At 64.4% G+C, this 19,396-nt stretch carries 22 protein-coding genes and 1 pseudogene; 10 read left to right on the forward strand and 13 right to left on the reverse strand.

The genetic code is table 11. The features are described 5' to 3' along the window. Positions 1-103 precede the first annotated feature (103 nt). The 3 genes from BP26_RS0111340 to rpoE all read right to left on the reverse strand — a co-directional run bounded on the left by BP26_RS0111340 (position 104) and on the right by rpoE (position 2,602). On the reverse strand, positions 104-1,132 hold the full coding sequence (locus BP26_RS0111340; protein WP_169740690.1) for a MucB/RseB C-terminal domain-containing protein: 1,029 nt from the start codon (positions 1,130-1,132) through the stop codon (positions 104-106). 11 nt (positions 1,133-1,143) lie between these two features. After that, positions 1,144-1,845: a sigma-E factor negative regulatory protein gene (locus tag BP26_RS27570; RefSeq protein WP_084183010.1), complete on the reverse strand. Its 702-nt coding sequence runs from the start codon at positions 1,843-1,845 to the stop codon at positions 1,144-1,146. Positions 1,846-2,026: 181 nt separating this feature from the next. Continuing rightward, positions 2,027-2,602, reverse strand: a complete 576-nt coding sequence (rpoE, locus tag BP26_RS0111350) for an RNA polymerase sigma factor RpoE (RefSeq protein ID WP_029920697.1) — start codon at positions 2,600-2,602, stop codon at positions 2,027-2,029. 129 nt (positions 2,603-2,731) lie between these two features. Here rpoE and nadB point away from each other — a divergent pair, with 129 nt between their 5' ends. Further along, on the forward strand, positions 2,732-4,330 hold the full coding sequence (nadB, locus tag BP26_RS0111355) for an L-aspartate oxidase (protein WP_029920698.1): 1,599 nt from the start codon (positions 2,732-2,734) through the stop codon (positions 4,328-4,330). A 45-nt stretch (positions 4,331-4,375) separates the two neighbouring features. Here the strand turns inward: nadB and BP26_RS0111360 are convergent, their stop codons facing one another. Both BP26_RS0111360 and BP26_RS0111365 read right to left on the reverse strand, forming a co-directional pair. Beyond that, positions 4,376-4,771: a low affinity iron permease family protein gene (locus BP26_RS0111360; protein WP_051748860.1), complete on the reverse strand. Its 396-nt coding sequence runs from the start codon at positions 4,769-4,771 to the stop codon at positions 4,376-4,378. A gap of 137 nt (positions 4,772-4,908) precedes the next feature. Continuing rightward, a pseudogene (locus BP26_RS0111365) lies at positions 4,909-5,136 on the reverse strand (DUF72 domain-containing protein); the annotation flags it as partial. A 118-nt stretch (positions 5,137-5,254) separates the two neighbouring features. Between BP26_RS0111365 and ligD the strand changes: the two are divergent. Then, the gene (gene ligD, locus BP26_RS0111370) at positions 5,255-7,810 is read left to right on the forward strand and encodes a DNA ligase D (protein WP_029920701.1); all 2,556 of its coding nucleotides are present in this window, start codon (positions 5,255-5,257) and stop codon (positions 7,808-7,810) included. A 20-nt stretch (positions 7,811-7,830) separates the two neighbouring features. Then, on the forward strand, positions 7,831-8,700 hold the full coding sequence (ku, locus tag BP26_RS0111375; protein ID WP_029920702.1) for a non-homologous end joining protein Ku: 870 nt from the start codon (positions 7,831-7,833) through the stop codon (positions 8,698-8,700). Between the two features lie 46 nt (positions 8,701-8,746). Here ku and BP26_RS27575 read toward each other — a convergent pair whose 3' ends face one another. From BP26_RS27575 to BP26_RS0111390, 3 genes are read right to left on the reverse strand one after another with little or no spacing between them, the layout of a single operon-like run. Next, entirely contained in the window at positions 8,747-9,205 is a 459-nt protein-coding gene (locus tag BP26_RS27575) for a PA2169 family four-helix-bundle protein (protein WP_051748861.1), read from the reverse strand. A gap of 8 nt (positions 9,206-9,213) precedes the next feature. After that, positions 9,214-9,396 carry a hypothetical protein gene (locus tag BP26_RS0111385; protein ID WP_029920704.1) on the reverse strand — a complete coding sequence of 61 codons (183 nt, stop codon included), beginning with the start codon at positions 9,394-9,396 and terminating at the stop codon, positions 9,214-9,216. A 59-nt stretch (positions 9,397-9,455) separates the two neighbouring features. Continuing rightward, on the reverse strand, positions 9,456-9,881 hold the full coding sequence (locus BP26_RS0111390; protein WP_051748862.1) for a hypothetical protein: 426 nt from the start codon (positions 9,879-9,881) through the stop codon (positions 9,456-9,458). Positions 9,882-10,048: 167 nt separating this feature from the next. Here BP26_RS0111390 and BP26_RS0111395 point away from each other — a divergent pair, with 167 nt between their 5' ends. Beyond that, positions 10,049-10,540: a GFA family protein gene (locus BP26_RS0111395; RefSeq protein WP_029920706.1), complete on the forward strand. Its 492-nt coding sequence runs from the start codon at positions 10,049-10,051 to the stop codon at positions 10,538-10,540. Positions 10,541-10,569: 29 nt separating this feature from the next. On the opposite strand, the gene BP26_RS29460 is transcribed toward BP26_RS0111395, so the two are convergent. The 4 genes from BP26_RS29460 to BP26_RS0111415 all read right to left on the reverse strand — a co-directional run bounded on the left by BP26_RS29460 (position 10,570) and on the right by BP26_RS0111415 (position 13,411). Then, positions 10,570-10,956, reverse strand: a complete 387-nt coding sequence (locus tag BP26_RS29460) for a hypothetical protein (RefSeq protein WP_157572487.1) — start codon at positions 10,954-10,956, stop codon at positions 10,570-10,572. Positions 10,957-10,983: 27 nt separating this feature from the next. Continuing rightward, positions 10,984-12,207: a cardiolipin synthase ClsB gene (gene clsB / locus BP26_RS0111405; protein WP_029920708.1), complete on the reverse strand. Its 1,224-nt coding sequence runs from the start codon at positions 12,205-12,207 to the stop codon at positions 10,984-10,986. Continuing rightward, positions 12,204-12,926, reverse strand: a complete 723-nt coding sequence (locus BP26_RS0111410; protein WP_245611777.1) for an endonuclease/exonuclease/phosphatase family protein — start codon at positions 12,924-12,926, stop codon at positions 12,204-12,206. The genes clsB and BP26_RS0111410 overlap by 4 nt, the downstream gene beginning before the upstream one ends. A 143-nt stretch (positions 12,927-13,069) precedes the next feature. After that, positions 13,070-13,411, reverse strand: coding sequence for a cupin domain-containing protein (locus tag BP26_RS0111415; protein ID WP_029920710.1), 342 nt, complete (start codon positions 13,409-13,411; stop codon positions 13,070-13,072). Between the two features lie 303 nt (positions 13,412-13,714). Here BP26_RS0111415 and BP26_RS0111420 point away from each other — a divergent pair, with 303 nt between their 5' ends. From BP26_RS0111420 to BP26_RS0111445, 6 genes are all read left to right on the forward strand, one after another. Continuing rightward, the gene (locus BP26_RS0111420) at positions 13,715-13,978 is read left to right on the forward strand and encodes a hypothetical protein (RefSeq protein ID WP_029920711.1); all 264 of its coding nucleotides are present in this window, start codon (positions 13,715-13,717) and stop codon (positions 13,976-13,978) included. Between the two features lie 131 nt (positions 13,979-14,109). Then, entirely contained in the window at positions 14,110-14,382 is a 273-nt protein-coding gene (locus tag BP26_RS0111425; protein ID WP_029920712.1) for a hypothetical protein, read from the forward strand. Next, positions 14,379-15,371 carry a lysylphosphatidylglycerol synthase domain-containing protein gene (locus tag BP26_RS0111430; protein ID WP_029920713.1) on the forward strand — a complete coding sequence of 331 codons (993 nt, stop codon included), beginning with the start codon at positions 14,379-14,381 and terminating at the stop codon, positions 15,369-15,371. Before BP26_RS0111425 ends, BP26_RS0111430 begins: the two co-directional genes overlap by 4 nt. Before the next feature lie 373 nt (positions 15,372-15,744). Then, on the forward strand, positions 15,745-16,818 hold the full coding sequence (locus BP26_RS0111435) for an AsmA family protein (protein ID WP_029920714.1): 1,074 nt from the start codon (positions 15,745-15,747) through the stop codon (positions 16,816-16,818). A 226-nt stretch (positions 16,819-17,044) separates the two neighbouring features. Beyond that, on the forward strand, positions 17,045-17,572 hold the full coding sequence (locus tag BP26_RS0111440) for a hypothetical protein (protein ID WP_211254896.1): 528 nt from the start codon (positions 17,045-17,047) through the stop codon (positions 17,570-17,572). Then, positions 17,569-19,026: an MFS transporter gene (locus tag BP26_RS0111445; RefSeq protein WP_029920716.1), complete on the forward strand. Its 1,458-nt coding sequence runs from the start codon at positions 17,569-17,571 to the stop codon at positions 19,024-19,026. The genes BP26_RS0111440 and BP26_RS0111445 overlap by 4 nt, the downstream gene beginning before the upstream one ends. A 60-nt stretch (positions 19,027-19,086) precedes the next feature. Here the strand turns inward: BP26_RS0111445 and BP26_RS0111450 are convergent, their stop codons facing one another. Beyond that, a complete protein-coding gene (locus BP26_RS0111450; protein ID WP_029920717.1) occupies positions 19,087-19,305 on the reverse strand; it encodes a hypothetical protein in 219 nt (72 codons plus the stop codon). Positions 19,306-19,396: the final 91 nt, after the last annotated feature.

The raw sequence follows: 19,396 nt of genomic DNA on the forward strand, positions 1-19,396 counted from the left end.
ATGGGCGGCAATACCCCTGGACCGGCTTCCTGCCGGTGCGCGGGGGCAGCAGTTGAACACGGCCGTATTATGCGGGCAAGTAGCGGCACTTGCCGCCGCCGGCTTACTGCGCCCTTGCCCCGCCGTCATTGGCGGCCGGCGGAACCTCGATGGGAAACACCGGACGCACGCCATCGCCGATCATGCGGATCGCCTGGGACGGCACTTCGCCGACGATGGTGATATGGAACGAACCCATCATGCGGCCGTAAGCTTCCACCGGCCCCACGCGGGACACGCCACGGAACGCTTTCTCCGGGGCATGGTGTTCGATGGCGCTGAACACGGACACCGCCGACAAGCCATCCGACAGCAGCAGGTGCTCGACCTTGCCTTCCTGTCCCTGCGGCAGGGGGCGCTGTTCGCGCGCCACGACCCGGTAGCCGGGCGGCAGCTTCTCGAACGAAACCTGCGGGCGATCCTCATCGGTGGTCGCCGGCGTGGCGTCCAGCGACGGCAGTTCCTGCGCGATGGTGCGGAACTTGGAGGCATCCACTTCCGGCTCCTCGAACGCCGCATCTTCGATGGCGGCCGGGAACGAAACCTCGGTGAACATGACCTGTTCCAGCACTTCACCCTGTTGCCCGACCAGGCTCACCTTGAGCGGCAGGCCGGTTTCCTTGTCGGCCCAGATCTCGTAGCCGTAGCGGAACTGGTCGCGCGGCATCACCGCTACGCCATTGCAGTCGCGGCCGGCAATGCGGCCGGAACCCTGGTCGCGGAATTCATACCACTGCGACAGCTGGCGCAGGCGCTCGGGCTTGAGCTGGGCCAGGAAATTCTTCATGCCGGCCGGACGGTCGATGCTGACCATGCGGTCCTTGGGCAGGACGCAGATCAGGCGATTGTCGATGCGCAGCAATTGCCGGGGTTCGCCGGTCAGGGCCACCAGGTGCTCGCGCTCGCTGCCGTCCTTGAACCGGTGCTGCACCTTGAGCACGTCGAATTCATCGTCGCCGCGATACAGGATCACACCCTGATAGGTGGTATTGCGGGCGGAGTCGCCGGCGCGGACCAGGGTATCGGAGGGGTCGGCGGCATGCGCCGAAAACACGGCGGCGGCCCAGGCCGCGGTTGCGCCTGCTCGGAACAACCGGGCCATCATTAGTGCTGTCCGCTCGTACGGTATTCCGCGGTGCGCACCATCATGCGGGGATAGCTCAGCGCGCCACCCACACCCTGCTCGGCGCGCATATTGCTGTGTTCCATCATGTATTCGCTGAGCTGGCTCGCGGTATCGGCGTCGAGCTGCGACCAGCGGGTCTCCACCGGCTCATCGGCGCTGCCGCCGCTGGTGTTGGAAACCTGAACCAGCTTGGCCTGCTGCTGCGGAGCCACGGCGTAAGCGACCGGCTGCATGCCCGCGCTGCCCGTTGCGGAAGGCCCGGCGCTGGCGACGGCGGCCGGCGCGCCTCCGACCGGCTGGCTGAGCACGCGGTAGCCCCCGACCGTAACCACGGCGGCAATGGAGGCCGCAGCCGCCAACCCCACCATGGGCTGCCAACGCGAGCGGGACGCGGCCACGACAGGCGCGGCGACGGCCCGCCGGGGCTGCAGAGCCACGACCTTGGGCGAACGTACCGGCTCGGCAGCGGCCCCATCGCGCTGGATGGCGGCCATGACACCGGCGCAGAAGTCCGGTGAAACCGCACGAATCCGTGTGTTTTCAACGGCTTCGCGAGTCACACACATGCGGGTCCAGCGCTGCTTCAGGGCCGGGGACTCATCCAGCTGTTGGAGCAGGCGTTCGACTTCAACCGGGGTGCATTCCCCGTCCAGCAAAGCTGACAGAAGTTCTTCAGACATTGAGCTTCTCAATTTTCCGGCACCTGGCCCGTTCAGCGGCCGTTAAGGAATAAGGTATCTAACTAATAAACCACAGACTGTGTAAAAAGTTCCACACCACCCGTTAGGCAAAAATTACCTATGGTGGCCGTTCCGCCCGGAAGCCGCCCCGGTGGCTGCCTTCGCCATGCCGGTTGCGCGCTCACTCGTTCAACAAAGGCTGCACCACGGCATCGATCGCCTCGCGCGCCCGGAAAATGCGCGAACGCACCGTTCCGATCGGGCAATCCATCACCTCGGCGATCTCCTCGTAACTCAGCCCCTCCAGCTCGCGCAAGGTGATGGCCTGACGCAGGTCGGCCGGCAGCTTGTGGATGACCTCGGCGACCTTCTGCTTGATCTCTTCCGACAAGAGCAGGGACTCCGGGGTATCGACATCGCTCAGATGCTCGGTATGGCCATATTGTTCCGCGTCGGAGATATCGATGTCCTGGTTGGCCGGACGCCGCCCGCGCGAAACGATGTGATTCTTCGCGGTATTGATGCCGATGCGATACAGCCAGGTATAGAAAGCGCTCTGGCCGCGGAAGCCGTTGAGGGCGCGATAGGCCTTGATGAAGGTTTCCTGGGCGACATCGGGGGCATCGGACTCCCCTACCAGCCGGCTCACCAGCTGGATGATCTTGTACTGGTATTTACGCACCAGCAGCTCGAAGGCGCGGGCATTCCCTTCCTGTGCAAGTGCGACTAGTTGTTCGTCTGTTTGTTCTTCGCTCATGCACAAGTCATGTCATTGCCGCAGCCGGCGGTCGGCATCCCCGATTTCCGGATAAACTCCCTGTCCCCGCCCAAACCGCCGCCATAGGCTGCGGTTCCTCGATATTGTAACAAGCTATCCACCCAAGCCGTGAATTCTGCTACTGAAGTCCTGATCCTGGGCAGCGGTGCCGCCGGACTGTCCGCCGCATTGCGCCTGGCCGAAAATGGTCATCGCGTCACCGTCGTCTCCAAGGGCACCCTGGCCGGCGGCAGCACCTTGTGGGCGCAGGGCGGCATCTCCGCCGTGCTCGACGAAGAGGACTCGCTGGAAGCGCATGTGCGCGACACCCTCATCGCCGGCGGCGGCCTGTGCGACGAGCGGGCGGTGCGCTTCACCGTGGGACGCGGGCCGGACTGCATCCGCTGGCTGGTCGAAAAGGGGGTGGCGTTCACCCAGGAAGACGGCGAATTGCGCGGCCAGCGCCTGCACCTGACACGCGAAGGCGGCCACAGCCACCGCCGCGTCGTGCACGCCGCCGACGCCACCGGCCGCGCCGTGGAGACCACCCTGGTGGCCCTGGCCGCCGAGCACCCGAACATCACCGTGCGCGAGCAGTCGGTGGCGGTGGACCTGGTGATCGACCGCGCGGCCAGGCGCGTGCTCGGCGCCTACCTGATGCACCGCCCCAGCGGCCGCATCACGGCGGTGCCGGCCAAGGCGGTGATTCTCGCCACCGGCGGCGCCAACCAGGTCTACCTGTATTCCAGCAATCCCTTCGGCGCTTCCGGCGATGGCATCGCCATGGCCTGGCGCGCCGGCTGCCGGGTGGCGAACATGGAATTCATGCAGTTCCATCCGACCTGCCTGTACCACGGCGACTCGCGCTCCTTCCTCATCTCCGAGGCGCTGCGCGGCGAAGGCGCCACCCTGCATGTACCGAATGCGGACGGCAGCGTCGGCGAACGCTTCATGCCGCGCTTCGACGAGCGCGGCGAGCTCGCCCCGCGCGACATCGTCGCCCGCGCCATCGACCATGAAATGAAGCGGCTCGGCGTCAAGCACGTCTGGCTCGACATCTCGCACAAGCCGCCGGAGTTCGTGCGGGCGCATTTCCCGTCGATCTACGAGCACTGCCTGAAGCTGGGCATCGACATCACCCGCCAGCCGATCCCGGTGGTGCCCTCCGCCCACTTCACCTGCGGCGGCGTGCTCACCGACCTGCGCGCGCGTACCGACGTCGCCGGGCTTTATGCCGCAGGCGAGGTCGCCTGCACCGGCCTGCACGGCGCCAACCGCCTGGCCAGCAACTCTCTCCTGGAGTGCCTGGCGTTCGCCCAGGCCGCCGCCGAGGATCTGGAAGTGGAGTTGCCCAACCTGCCGGAGCCGCCGCCGATCAAGCCCTGGGACGAGAGCCGCGTCTCCGATTCGGACGAAGACGTGGTGGTCTCGCACAACTGGGTCGAACTGCGCACCTTCATGTGGGATTACGTGGGCATCGTCCGCACCAGCAAGCGCCTGCTGCGAGCACAGCACCGTGTCGACCTGCTCAAGCGCGAAATCATCGAGTTCTACCGCAACTACCGCATCAGCCATCACCTGATCGAACTGCGCAATCTCGTCACCGTGGCGGAGCTGATCGTGCGCTCGGCGCTGGAGCGGCGCGAAAGCCGCGGCCTGCACTACACCCTGGATTTTCCGCAGACCGATGCGGTGGCCAAGCCCACCGTGCTGACGCCCGGCCGCTGATCGGCGGCTTGCGCGCCGCGCAAGCCGCCATCGCTGCCGGCCGTATCAACCCCGCGCCGGATTCTCCTGCTGCTTCTTGCCGCTGCGCGCCTCGTGTGCCAACGCCTGGTATTGCTTGCGCATCTTCTCCAGGGCCTCGTCATCGAGATGCTCCAGATCCAGCAGCACATTCTGGGCTTTCGCCGAGGCACGGATCAGTTCGTCGAGCTTGATCTGCAAGGCGGCGGTATCGCGGTTCTGCGTGTTCTGGATGATGAACACCATCAGGAAGGTCACGACGCTGGTCGCGGTATTGACCACCAGCTGCCAGGTGTCGGAGAACTTGAACAAGGGCCCGGTTGCGGCCCATGCCACGATGGCGGCGGTGACGATGGCAAAGGTGGCCGCATGCCCGGCCATGCGTGACAGCCACTGCGCGAACTGCGCGAATTTTTCCTTCATTTCGATGATCTCCTCGCCTGATTACGAAACTAGGACATCGAATCCGGCATTTGATGCGATGCCTGCAGCTCCGCGGTTGCGGCAGGATCAGCAAATCACCTCAGGCCCAGGCGCTTCGCCAGGCTTTTCGCGTCGGCCGGCGCCTTGACGCTGAAACGGAACCCCGCGGGCGTGGCGTCGTACCAGCTCTCGTAGCTCTGCGGGCGCTGCAGAGAGTAGAACGAACCATTGATCTCGATCGTGGCCAGTTCCCGCGAGGCGAATTCCAGTTCGCCGCGCTGCGGCAGATCCTTCGGATAGAACGCACCCCGCCACGGCGGATAACGCCAGCCCGAGATGCCGATGCGGATGGTTGCGGGTTTCATGTCGTACTTGGAAAACGATCTTCGGCAGAAGGTTCGATCCACCGGCGCACGAAGCCGTGCCGGGGAATTATCGGGAGCCAGCTATAGTCTTAACTTCGGGACTATGGAAAGGACTCGAATGCCGAGCAGGCTCTCGGAATACCGGCGCAAACGCGACTTCGCGGCTACGCCCGAACCGGCACCCCACAAGGGCGGCCGCGGGAGCACTGCCCCCGAAGCCGCACCTCGTCGCTACGTGATCCACCTGCACCACGCGCGCAGCCGCCATTTCGACCTGCGCCTGCAGGTTGGCAATACCTTGCGCAGCTGGGCCGTACCCAAGGGGCCCTCCCTCGATCCAGCCAACAAACGCCTGGCGGTGGAAGTGGAGGACCATCCACTCGACTACGGCAACTTCGAAGGCACCATTCCGGAAGGACACTATGGCGCCGGCAAGGTCTGGATCTGGGACGAAGGGATATGGACACCCGAGGGTGATCCGGCAAAGCTGCTCAAGGCCGGCCGGCTGCACTTCGATCTTCACGGCAGCCGGCTGCATGGCGGCTGGTCCCTGGTGCGCACGCACCTGGGCGGCAAACGCCCGCAATGGCTGCTGATGAAGTCGAGAGACGAAGCGGCGCGCAAGGGCGACGAGGCTGACGACACGCCATTGGCGCAATGGCTGAAACGGCATCCCACGGCAACGCCCGCCCAACCCAAGGTGAAGGCGGCGAAGAAGCGGAAGAAAAGCAGCGCGAAGCGCTCCGCCCTGCCCGCCTCCATCGGCCTGCAACTGGCCAAGCTCACCGAACGCGCTCCCGCGGGAGCAGACTGGCTGCATGAGGTCAAATTCGACGGCTATCGCGTGCTGCTCTGGCGTGACGGCGACGAAGTACGCATCACTTCGCGCGGCGACCAGGACTGGACCCAAAAGCTGGAGGGGGCGGCGGCGGCACTGCGCACCCTGCCCTGTGCATCCTGCGTACTCGACGGCGAACTGGTGGCCACGGACGCGGAAGGGCGCAGCAACTTCGGCCTGCTGCAAAGACGTTTCGGCGAAGACGATCAACGGGACTCCCTGTCGGTGATGATCTTCGACCTGCTGTACCTCGACGGCGAGGACCTGCGCCCCCTGCAGCAACTCCAACGCAAGAAACGGCTGGCTGCATTGCTGGAGGACGTAACAGCACCGCTGCAACTCACCTCCTTCGTTACGGGCCACGGTCCGAAGGTGGCCGAGCAAGCCTGCGCCAACGGGCTCGAAGGCATCATTTCCAAGGCCGCATCCGCGCCTTACGGGGACGGCCGCAGCGAAGCCTGGCTCAAGATCAAATGCGTGCAGTCGGACGAATATGCGGTGATCGGCTATACCACCGGCAAGGGTTCGCGCGCCGCGCTCGGCGCGCTGCTGCTGGCGACGCCCGGTGCGAAGCGCAAGTCCGGTTGGCGTTATATCGGTCGCGTGGGAACCGGCTTCGACAGCGCCATGATCGAAGATCTGCTGCACCGCTTCAAATCCGCCCCGAGGCCGAAGAATCTGGAAAACATTCCCGGCCGCGCCGAGCTTCGCGGTGCCTCCCCCGTGTGGGTCAAGCCGGAACTGGTGGTGGAAACCGAATTCCGCGGCCTGACCGAGGATGGCCTGCTGCGCCAGGCGAGCCTCAAGGGGCTGCGCCTGGATCGCAGCATCCGCTCCCTGGAATCCTCGCGCCGCGATATCGCGCGGACCCATTTCCCCTTGCGCAAAGCAGCCCCGCGCACGCTCGATCCGGAGGTAGAGATGCCCGCACCCGCCCGCAGCCGCGGCAAGCGCAAGGCTGGCGCAAAAGCGCCCACGGCCGAAGTCCAGCTGAGTCATCCCGAACGCGTGCTGTTCAAGAAGCCGCGCATCACCAAGCGGGACCTCGCCGGCTTCTATACCGATATCGCCGACTTCATCCTGCCGGGATTGGTCAACCGCCCCCTGCTGCTGATGCGCTGCCCCGATGGCGCCGCCGGCGCCTGTTTTTTCCAGAAACATCTGAGTCCCGGGTTTCCCCGTTCGGTACGGGAAGTAATGGACCCAGCCGAGAAAACACGCTGGGTCTACGTCGACAGCCTCGAAGGCCTGCTCGGGCTGGTGCAGATGAACTGCCTGGAATTCCATGTCTGGGGCTCGACGGTATCCGACCTGGACCGCGCCGATCGGCTGGTGATGGACCTCGATCCCGCCCCGGGCGTGCCGTGGAAGGCCGTGATCAAGTGCGCCCTTGAGCTGCGCCGGCGCCTGCAGGATCTGAAGCTGCAATCGTATGTGCGCACCTCGGGCGGCAAGGGCCTGCATCTGGTCGTTCCGGTCAAACCGGCGGCGGACTGGGAAACGGCAAAGAGCTTCGCCCATGCGCTGGCCGAAACATTGGCACAGGAGCAACCCGAACGCTACGTCTCAACGGCGAGCAAGGCCAAACGCGGCGGCAAGATCTTCATCGACTATCTGCGCAACGGGCGCGGCTCCACGGCGGTGGCTTCCTATTCCCTGCGCAACCGGCCCGGCGCGCCCATCGCCACGCCCCTGCGCTGGGATGAATTGCCGCGCCTGCGTGCGCCCGATCATTACAACTACGACAACATCCGGCGGCGGCTGTCGCGGCTCGGTGCGGATCCCTGGATCGGCATCGACAAGCTGCGCCAGTCGCTGCCTTCGGTAGAACCCTGACAATACAACGAGGACGGCTCATGGCACGACCACTCTGGTCCGGCGCAATTTCCTTCGGACTGCTCAATATCCCGGTGCAGCTGATGCCCGGCGAACGCCACACCGATCTGCGCTTTCACATGCTGGACGCGCGCGACAAGGCCCGCGTGCGCTACGAGCGCATCAATGCGGAGACCGGCGAGGAAGTACCGTGGAAAGAAGTGGTCAAGGCCTATGAGTACCAGAAAGGCAGCTATGTCGTGCTGAACAAGGAGGACCTGAAGGCCGCCGCGCCGGAGAGCAGCGAGTCCGTCGATATCGAATCTTTCATCGATCCTGCCGAGGTCGATATGGCCTACTTCGACCGCCCCTATTACCTGGTTCCACAGAAAAAGGCGGAGAAAGGCTACGTGCTATTGCGCGAAACCCTGCGCGAACTGGGCAAGGCCGGCCTTGCGCGGGTGGTCATCCGCACCCGCGAACACCTGGCCCTGGTGATTCCCAGGGACAAGGCCCTGATGCTCCTGTTGCTGCGCTATCCGCAGGAATTGATTCCGGTGAAGGAATACAGCTTCCCGGGCAAACCCCTGGCTGGCTACCGCCTGGGCAAAAAGGAACTGGAGATGGCGCGGCACCTGGTGGATTCGATGAGCGGCGCCTGGGAACCCGCCGCCTATCACGACGAGTTCCGCGCCAAGCTGTCCCGGGTGATCAAGGCGCGCATGCGACGCAAAGGGGCGAAGGCCAAAGCACCCGCCAGCAAGGAAACCAGGGCCGGCAGCGACAAGGTGGTCGACTTCATGGCCATTCTGCAAAAGAGCCTGAAGGAGAAGAAACGTACGCCGGCGAAGGCCGCAGGGAAGAAACGCAAGGACGACCGCGCAGTTCACAAGCAGCGCAAGCGGGCGTAGACCGCCGCAACAGGCGGGAGAATCTTCACAGATCGCGGCCCGCTCGTCAGTGTGCAGATGCCTGGTGATATTGGCGCGCCTGCTCCAGGCGTTCGAGATTCTTCTCAACCAGGGCGCTCTCCTCTTCCACGGTGGAGCGGATGGTCGGCGCAAGGTCTTCCTCGCCGAGCAGATCCCGGAAAGCGGCCTCGATGCGGGCGTGCTCGCGCTCGGCCTCTTCGATGGCCACGAGGGACTGATCCGGGGTTACTACGGACTTCAGCTTGATCCAGCCCTGGCGCAACGTTCCTGTAGCGCTGCCTTGCTGTACCGGGCTTTCGCCCATGGACTGCACGCTCTTCTGCAGCGCATTCAAGGCTCTTGCACAATCGTTCCAGCATTCGTCGAACAGGTTTTTCAGATACGGCTCATCGACCTCCGCGGCGAACTGCGCAAAACCCAGCTTGCCGTCCTCGATCTCCCGCAGGAGGTGGTTCAACTTGGCGGCATGCTGTGCTGCGGCCATGATCGGGCTCAGTGCGCATGCGGCGCGTGGGTCAACTCAAAGCCGTTGGCCGCACATTCGAACATGATGTCCTGGGCGCGCGGCAGAAAGAATGCCTCCCAGGCGCCAGGATCGGGCTCACCCAGATTTTCCGGCTCTTCCGCCCGGAACAGGGCCCAGGCCAATGCGACCCGCGGATCTTTGAAATCCATTTCATTCTCCACCTAGTTTCCAGCCATACAGAATTGGACCCTGCCCGTCCGGCATGGTTCTATCGGGCCGCCTTGCGCCGCTGCTCAAACGGGCCGCCACCCTTTCCTGGATTTCCTTCATCGCGGGCCAGCTCAGCCTCGTCCTTGCCATAACCCTCGCCGATTTCAGACTCGGCGACGTCGCGTAATACGCTGTCAATGGCGGCACGGCCTTCTTCCGCGTCAGGCGTGCGTGAACGATCCTCGTCGAGCAGGGTTTCGGGTGCGAGGTCATCGGCAGTGACTTCACCGTCCGGATTTTCTCCACCGGTCATGCCGGCTTTGCGTACCCGCTCGTCAGGGAATTCGCTCCGGTCCTCACGCTCCGAACGCAGATCGCCGACCCGGCCGCTGCCTTCGTCGCCCTTGTTGAAATCCAGTTCACCCGGCGGCTCTTCATTCACCGGCGCGGGTTTTGTTCCATTTTTGCGACCATCCTTGGCCATGGCATTGTTCCTTGATGACAGGAGCGAATCCGTGCTCCTTATATTCCGACTGGCAGACCGGCGAAAGATTCCATCGGCTGAGATCAGACGCCTGCAAACGGGAGAAAATCAACGTAGCCACGGTCCAATAGCGGCAAACTCACACCTGGCCTCGCTGGAGAATCACCATGCCGCTCCGACTGGAAGGATCCTGCGCCTGTGGCGCGATCAGCTTTTCCGTGGACAGCCACGCCCCGTACCCCTACCAGCTTTGTTACTGCTCGATCTGCCGCCGCACCGGCGGCGGGGGCGGCTTCGCCATCAACCTCTCCGCCGATGCCCGTACCTTGAAGATGAAGGGCAAGCGTTTCCGTCGCATCTTGCACGCGCCGATCACGGAACAGGGACATACCAGCATCAGCTCGGCCGAGCGTCATTTCTGCGGGCGCTGCGGCACGTCCCTATGGTTGTTCTCACCCGAGTGGCCGGAGTTGCTGCATCCGATGGCGTCGGCCATCGACTCCGAACTTCCCGTGCCCCCCAGCCGGGTGCACCTGATGCTCGGCTCCAAGGCTTCCTGGGTGCAGCCCAACATTGGTCCCGACGATCAATGTTTCGACGGCTATCCCACCGACTCGATCGAGGACTGGCACCGCCAGCGGGGCCTGTGGATCGAGTGAAACGCCGGCTTGGCCAGTCCCGACCGAAATCAGTGACGGGTGGCGACCCCGGTGATCAGCAATTCGGCTTCCATGCCGTTCTCGAACTGGATGCGATGTCCATAGGCGTAGCCTTCGGCATTTTTCAGCAGGGCCACGACACGGCCGTTGCCGAATAGCCCGCTGACCACCCGGTCCTGGGGATGCGTTTCGCTTTCCTGCCCCACGGCCGACAAGCCCGGCGACGCGGAGATTTCAAGGTGGGATGGCGGCATTTCCAGCTTGGTCATGTTTACCCCGAGACAGATGAACGCCGGCGCCGCGATGCGCCGAGATGACGCGCCGGCTGCGCCTGATCCATCATATGCAAAATCGGGCCCACCCTGCCGCATGCGCTTGATAAACATGGGTTTCAAGCCGAAATCAGGCGTCGCCAAACCCGCTCCCAGTGCACCGTGGCCGACCTACGGCGCCCCGGCGACCGGGGGAACAGCCGCTTCGGCGCCCTGCAACAATGTCCTCTCGTCCGCATGGGCCGGCAGCCATCCGACCAGCCCCGGCAGACGGCGCAGCACATGGAATGCGCCGAAGCCGATTGCGTTGCGGATCAGCGTCGAGGGGCCGGCTTTCGGCGCGACCAGATCGCGGCACTGCCCTTGGATCAGGCGATGCAGATGGCGCCCCACTTCGGCCGCGAATCCCTCGTCCTCCACCATCAGATTCGCTTCCAGGTTGAGGAACAGGCTCAAGGGATCCAGATTGCTCGAACCCACGGTGGCCCAGGTGCCGTCGATCACCGCCACCTTGGCGTGCAGCGGCCGCTCGCAGTATTCATGGATGCGCACGCCGCCGCGCAGCAGGTAGTCATACAGGGTCCCCGCCAGCCAGCGCACCGAGGGCATATCCGGCCGTCCCTGCAGGATCAGATGCACCGCCACGCCGCGTTTCGCCGCCTTGCGCAGGTCCCGCAACAGGCGGTAACCGGGAAAGAAATAGGCATTGGCGATGACGATTTCCCGCCGGGCGGCGCGGATGCCGACCCGGTACATCCACTCGATGTCCTGTGGGTGCTCCTGATTGTCACGCAGCAGCAGCACCGCCCGCGCGCCTTCGCCGGCCTCTTCCGGTATCAAGGCCGACGACAACCTCTGCCATAGCCGCTTGCCGGGGAATCGGCGCGCGGGCGGCGGCGCGGCCATGGCCTGCGCGACCTGCGCCACCACCGGCCCGCGCACCTCGACAGCATAGTCCTGTTTCGACAAGGCTCCGAACTTGCGCAGATGCTCGATGGTGAAGTTGATGCCGCCGATGAAAGCGGTTTCGTCGTCCAACACCACCAGCTTGCGATGCAGGCGGCGAAACATATTGGTCCGTACCCCCAGCAACGGGGGGCGCGGATCGAACCAGCGCACCACCACGCCTGCATCGGTCATCGCCGTCACGTATTCCGGCGGCAAGGGGGCCGAGCCATAACCATCCATCACCAATTGCGTCGACACGCCGCGACGCGCCGCCGCGATCAGCAACTGCTGCAGGCGCTGCCCCACTTCATCGTCGGCGACGATGAAGGTTTCGATCGATACGCTGCTGCGCGCCCGGTCGATCAACTCGAACACGCGCGGGAAGAATTCCTCCCCGTTCTCGAGAAAAGTCAGCGTATTGCCGGAGGTCCATTGCAGGACTTTCATAAGCGTCCTTCGACACAGAGCGCGGCATGGTCCGACAAGCGCGACCAGGGCTGCCGGGACAGCACCCTGCACCGGTCGATTTCGACATTGCGGCAGTACACCCGGTCGAGACGCAGCAGCGGCAGGTAGACCGGGAAGCTGCGCGCGGCGACACCCTGGTTCCACGCAAACGCTTCCTGCAAGCCCGCACCCTGCCCCAGCATGCCATGCGCACGCCCTCTCCAGTCGTTGAAGTCTCCCGCCACGATCAAGGGCGCATCGGCGGGCACAGCGGAGGACGCGACCTCGCACAAGGCCCGAAGCTGTTGCCGGCGCTGCCATTCGCGCAACCCGAGGTGCACGCAGATGGCGTGCACCGGCACGCCGATACCGGGGACGTTGATCCGGCAATGCAACAGGCCGCGCCGCTCCACATCGCCGACCGACACATCATGATTCTGGAAATCCGCAATGGGGAACTTGGACAGCACCGCGTTGCCGTGATGGCCATGGGTATAGACGGCATTCCTGCCGTAGGCGGAATAGCCCCAGATGGTCTCGGCCAGGAATTCCCAGTGTGGCAGCGCGGGCCAGCCGGTAACCGCCGCTTCATGGCGGGCGTCGGCGCCGATTACTTCCTGCAGGAACACCACATCAGGCGCCGCCTGCCGCAGGGCGTCGCGCAACTCGTGCAGCATGAAGCGACGGTTGAACAGGGAAAATCCCTTGTGGATGTTCACGGTCAGAATCCGGATCGGCGTATTCCCCGGGTCCGGGAGGGCCTGCGGGATGGCCTTGCCCGGGCCGGCCGTGAAAACCGGTCGTGCCGGCGGGGCACCGGAGTGTTCGTCCGCCGGCTTGCGCCTGCTTTGGCCGGGCATGTTCAGGCGCGCGCCCTGGGTAAGGGATCGCCCGATTTGTTATAGCCCGGCGGCACGTAGATGTTGAGCGTGCGCAGCAGATCCTTGCCGTTGTTGCGGATTTCGTGGCGATCCCCCGCCTCGATCAACATCAGGCTGCCCTGGTGCAGGGGATAGCGCTTGCCGTTGACCACCGCAACGCCCTTGCCTTCGACCACGAACAGCCACTGGTCCGCACCGGAATGGCGGTTGTGCGCATCCCCTTCCGACTGCCCCGGCGGAATGGACATTTCGGCCGAGTTGCCGCGAGCATTGCCGATGGCGATGCGAAAGCCCTTGCCGAAGCGCAGCGACTTGCGTTTCATTGCGCAGCCTCCGCGATCGGGCAGGTCACGTCCATCGGTCCGGGGCGGACACCGGAGCGATGACCTTGCAACGGAACGCTATCCATCCAGACCTCCATGTCGTTGATGGCTGCATGGCTCGGACAGCCCGCCCCGTCGCGGGTTCCGGAACGGCCCTGGCGGTGCTGCGCAGGCGAGAACGCACCTCGCCGAAATTGCTGCTGGATTGCCGGGAACAATTACCACTCAACGCCCGTCATTACAGGCGGCAGCACGGAAGCTGTCACCTGTAACACGGCGCCCTGCTCAAGGAAGAGGACTAGCGTGAACGAACCCAGTCGTACCGACCTGGATGTGCTGGAACAACTGGAAAAGGGAATCGACCCGGCCACCGTGTCGCAGGATGCGATCGGCCGGCTGATCGAGCACAAGCTCGTGGCATATCGGCCGCCGGGGCGCCTCATGCTGACCGGAACGGCGAAGGAACTGCTGCTGCGGCGCCAGTACGGCCTGCCCTTGCCGGCGGTCGATACACCGGAAATCGGAGATCAGGCCGAAGCCGAAGACGCGCAGGAAAGCCTGGACTAAGGTTCGACCCCATTAGCCATCCCGGGAATGAGGCGGATCGGCCCACCGTCAGCGCCATGCTGCCAGCCCGCCAGGAACATCGAACCTGTTTTGGTGTTCCAAACAGGACCCAAGGGCCGCAGAGACGAGCGATGAGCGATTTCTGGAGCAGGCTGAGCCGGCCGTACCTGATCTGCGATGTCCTCGGCCCCGCCATCACCATGAGCGGTGCGCTGCTCACGGCGCGTGGCGCCTACGTGGAAGAAAAGGACATCCACAAGCTCGGTGTGACGAGAAAGGAACACAACCATGAACTCGAACACGCCTTTCGCGACCAGTCGGTGAAATCGATCCGCGGATTCGTGCTGATTGCCGCCGGCTCCCTGTTGCAAATCGTGGCCACTGTGCTGCAGGCTTTCGCATGAGCAACAGCGCAGAGCAGGCCATCCCCGCCCGACCATCGGAAGGTTCCGCCCCAAAATCGTCCTGGCAACGTTGGCGTCCCTGGCTCACCGCGGCCTTTTTCCTGGCCATCCTGGGGGTGATCGGCTATGCCGCCCGCACCATCGACTGGCACCAGGTGTTTTCAGCGCTGCGGCACATCCCGCCGTCCCGCCTGCTGCTGGCCATGGCATTCTCGACCCTGAGTTATGCCGGTTATAGCTGTGTCGACCTGTTTGCCCTCGGCTACATGGAAAACCGCGTCTCGCGGCCGCGGGCCATGGCTATCGCCTATGTCAGCTATGCGTTCAACCAGAGCTTCGGCGCCCTGCTCGGCACCATCGGCTTTCGCCTGCGCCTGTATTCGCGCCACGGGCTCGGGGCGGGTGCCATCGCCCACATCGTCGGTCTCAGCTTCCTCACCAACTGGTCCGGTTACATGCTGCTCGGCGGCATCGCTTTTTCCTCGCATGCGCTCAACCTGCCGCCGAACTGGAAGATCGGCTCCGTCGGCCTGCACGTGATCGGCGCCTTCATGTTGGCCCTGGTTCTCGGCTATGTCCTGGCCTGCGTCTTCTCGACCCGGCGCAGCTGGACCGTGTTCGGAAGTTCCATCGACCTGCCGCACTGGCGCACGGCCCTGGGGCAGATCGCGCTCTCCACCTTCATCTGGCTGGCCATCGCGGCGACCGTCTACACCTTCCTGCGTGGCGGCGCCGATCCACTGCAGGTACTCACCGTCTTCCTGTTGGCCAGCATCGCGGGCCTGATCACTCACGTACCCGGCGGCCTTGGCGTGATCGAGGCGGTGTTCCTGGCCCTGCTGGGCAGCCGCTACCGGGCTCACGACCTCCTCGCGGCCCTCATCGCCTATCGCGCCGTCTACTACATCTGGCCACTGCTGCCCGCCTTGTTGCTCTATGGCTGGCTCGAAGCGAAGCCGCCTTCGCAGCCGGCTACGGAGCAGCCTTAGTGAAATAGGACACTGCGGATCGCCTGCAGATCCTGCACGTATTCCTCCGATCCATGCCCTGGCGCCGTCACCGCATGGTGCGTTGGTGTCGGGGGGCCAATCGCCACTGGACTGCCGTCGCACTCCACCAACATCGAACTGCACTGCTGGTCCTGCCGCAATCTTCAGTTCGATCAAGCACTAAGAAAACTGTGGCGAAAAGCGCCTTTCCGGCATGCGGGTAATAAATGCAACAGCGGCCGTTGTGACCGGTAATTGTTACCGGCCGCGAAGAGGATCTGGCCGAATGGCGCACACCTTTTGCACTTTGGCCGGCATCCGATGTCCAGTAGACATGACATGGATAAAGGACAGCCGCAGTGATGGAACACCGGTGAACCGGCCGCATTTCCGGCGCTATCGCTACGGCTATGGCGTACTGCTTTTCATCGCGTTGCTGGTCCTGATCCGCGCCCTGCTGCCCTCCCTGGTCAAGGACTACGTCAACCACACCCTCAACTCGAGTTCCGGCTACGAGGGACATGTGGGCGACATCCACCTGGCGCTGTGGCGCGGCGCCTATGAAATCCGCGACATCGAAATCCGCCAATTGAACAGCGCCACACAGGAGCCCCTGTTCAAGGCGCCGAAGATGGAGTTCTCGGTACTGCGCGGCGCACTGATCAGGGGCACGGTGGTGGCCAGGATTCGCGTGTTCGAAGCGAAGCTCAGCTTCGCGGCGGGGCACGCGGGCAATGCGGCGCAGACCGGCAAGGGCGCCAACTGGGCGGACATCCTGAAGAAACTGACGCCGTTCCGCATCGACCGTTTCGAGACCATCGACGGCCAGGTGCACTATTACGATTTATACAGCGACCCCAAGGTCGACGTTTACCTGAACCAGGTCAATGCCATCATCACCAACCTGACCAACCAGGAAGACCAGCAGAAGCGGCGGGCGGCGACCCTGCAACTGGACGCCCTCGCCGTCGGCCAGGCCCAGGTGCGCCTGGACCTGCAGATCGATCCCTTCGCCGAAAAACCGGACTTCAATCTCAAGGCCCGCCTGACCGAACTCCAGGTGGATCGCATGCGCGACTTCCTGCGCGCCTACACCCTGGTCGACCCCAAGAGCGGCACACTCGATGTTTTGACGGAACTCAACGCCAAGGACGGCGGCGTCAAAGGCTACATCAAGCCGCTGTTCCATGACCTGCAACTGCTGCAATGGAAGCACATCACCGAGCAGGAAAAAGACCCCCTGCACTTCCTGGTGGATGCGGTCGGCAGCGTGGTCAACCTGATCTTCCAGAACCAGAGCAAGGACCAGCTGGCCACGGTGATCCCCATCGAAGGCCGGGTCGACAGCCCCGGCGTGGATGTCTTCAGCACCATCGGCAACCTGGTGAAGAACGCGACGGTAAAAGCATTCAGTCCCACCTTCGAAAAGGCCGGGAAGAGCGATTGATCCATCCCAGGCATGCGGAATCGACTGCCGATGCCTTGAGGTCTTGAACCTCCGTAGCCGGATGACAGTCGAAAAAGACGCTGGCGCCTACTGCCCCACACCCGGCGCTGCCGGAACTTGGGCACAATACGCGGGTCGCAGAGGGGCTTTCCGCCGCGGCCCGAAACGAAGCCCAAACCATGGCGCCGCAGGAAACACTCATTTCACTCCGCAGGAGAGAGTCAGCATGAAAAAATTGCCAGCCAGGACCGGTGCCCTGACGCTGTTCGCCGCCGGCGTGTTGCTGTCCGCCGGTGCGCATGCGCAGTTCAACGGCGGATTGAAGTGCACCATGCAATTCACCATGAAGGGTTGGTCGGCCTTCTACAAGACTTCTTCCGGCCAGGGCACCGTGACCTGCGGCAACGGCACCTCGATGCGGGTGGCGCTGTCCTCCAAGGGCGGCGGCCTGACCCTGGGCAAGTCGAGCATCGACAACGGCTACGGCGAGTTCACCGGCGTAAGCAACATCCGCGAAATCCTCGGCGACTACGCCACCGGCTCGGCGCACAGCACGGTGGCGCAATCCGGCGGCTCGGTCTCGGCGCTGACCAAGGGCGAAGTATCGCTCGCGCTCAAGGGCACCGGCCGCGGCTGGGATGCCGGCGTCGACTTCGGCAAATTCACCATTACCGAGATTCCCGGCGCACCGGAATCGCCTCCGGTTACCACTGAAGCGCCGGTAGCGCCGGCGCCGGCACCGCCGGGGCAATGACGCCGGGCTCCACCGATTCCGGTTTCGCCACATCAGGGAAACTGCTCCGCCTCGTCCCCCTGATCGTGGCCTGCGCGCTGTTCATGGAGAACCTGGACTCCACCATCATCGCCACCGCCCTGCCCGGCATCGCCAAGTCCCTGCACGAGGATCCGCTGCACCTGAGCCTGGCCATTTCGTCCTATCTGCTCAGCCTCAGCATCTTCATCCCGGTCAGCGGCTGGATGGCCGACCGCTACGGCGCGCGCCGCGTCTTCCGCAACGCCATCATCGTGTTCGTCATCGGCTCGGTGGCCTGCTCCGCCTCGATGAACATCGGCGAACTCATCTTCTCGCGCATCCTCCAGGGCCTCGGCGGCGCCATGATGGTGCCGGTGGGGCGGCTGGTGCTGGTGCGCCAGGTGCCGAAGAGCGAACTGGTGCAGGCGATGTCCTGGCTGACCATCCCCGCCCTGATCGCGCCCATCGTCGGTCCGCCGCTGGGCGGCCTGATCGTCACCTACGCCTCCTGGCGCTGGATCTTCCTGATCAACGTGCCCATCGGCATCCTCGGCTACTACCTGGTGAGCCGCTTCATCATGGAAGTCCCTGGCAGCCAGCAGCGCCCCTTCGACCTGGCGGGCTGGATGCTGCTCGGCGGCGGCGTGGCCGGCCTGGTCTTCGGCTCCGAAAACCTGGGCAAGCACGTCCTGCCACCGGAAGTGCCGCCAGTCGCGGTACTGGCGGGGATCATCGCCCTGGCGCTCTATGTCCGGCATGCGCGCACCGACGACGCCCCGGTGCTGCGCCTGTCCCTGCTGTCGCTGCCCACCTTCCGCGCCTCCGTCACCGGCGGCTCTCTGTTCCGCATCGGCGTGGGCAGCTTCTCCCTGCTGATGCCGATGATGTTGCAACTGGGCTTCGGCCTGTCGGCACTGGCGTCGGGCGGCATCACCTTCGCCAGCGCCGCGGGCGCGCTGCTGATGAAGATGCTGGCGCAGCGCATCGTCCGCCGCTTCGGCTTCCGCCGCCTGCTGCTGGGCAACACCTTCATCTGCGGCGGCGCCCTGGTCATCTGCGGCACCATGCGCCCGGAAACGTCGAGCTGGCTGATTGTCGGCTTCCTGCTCGTCACCGGCTTCTTCCGCTCGCTGGAATTCACCTGCATCAACGCGCTGGCCTTCGCCGACGTAGCCGAAGCCGACATGAGCCAGGCCACCAGCTTCTCGGGAACGGCCCAGCAGCTGGCCCTGAGCATCGGGGTCGGCGTCGGCTCCCAGGTATTGAATGCCAGCCTTGCGCTACGCCACGCCACGCAATTGTCGACGCCGGATTTTTCGGCGGCCTTCTACACCGTGGGCCTGTTGACCCTGGCATCCTGGCCGGCCTTCGCCCGCCTGCGCGCCGACGCGGGCAGCCAGGTATCGGGACATCGCCTCGCCGTGGCCGACATACCGGTGCGTACCACGCAGTAAACGTCAATCAGGAATCACGCGAGGCGGCGCGTTTCGCACCCGCTTCCGTCTATCCGGCAATCACGCCGCGGCGCGGGCAGAAGTTCCCATCGGCGGCTGCGGCCACCACTGCCCCGCCGGGAGACCGCGCAACGTCTTCCCGTGCCGGCGCCACTCCTTCATCACCTCGGGCGCCGGCTCACTCCACTGCGGCGGCAAAGCGGCCTTGACCCGCTGCTCCTCCCAGATCACCGCCAGCGCCATCTCCAGCGTCGCGCAGCTCATCCAGGACTCCAGCATCCTAAGAGCCTGTAACAGAATGAATCGCGCCTGCGACGGCGGTCATTTTTGCGCAGTGCAAGTCGGACAGAGTGCGGCATGGTGATTCCAT

The sequence above is a fragment of the Nevskia soli DSM 19509 genome, assembly GCF_000711955.1.
Classification (GTDB): domain Bacteria; phylum Pseudomonadota; class Gammaproteobacteria; order Nevskiales; family Nevskiaceae; genus Nevskia; species Nevskia soli.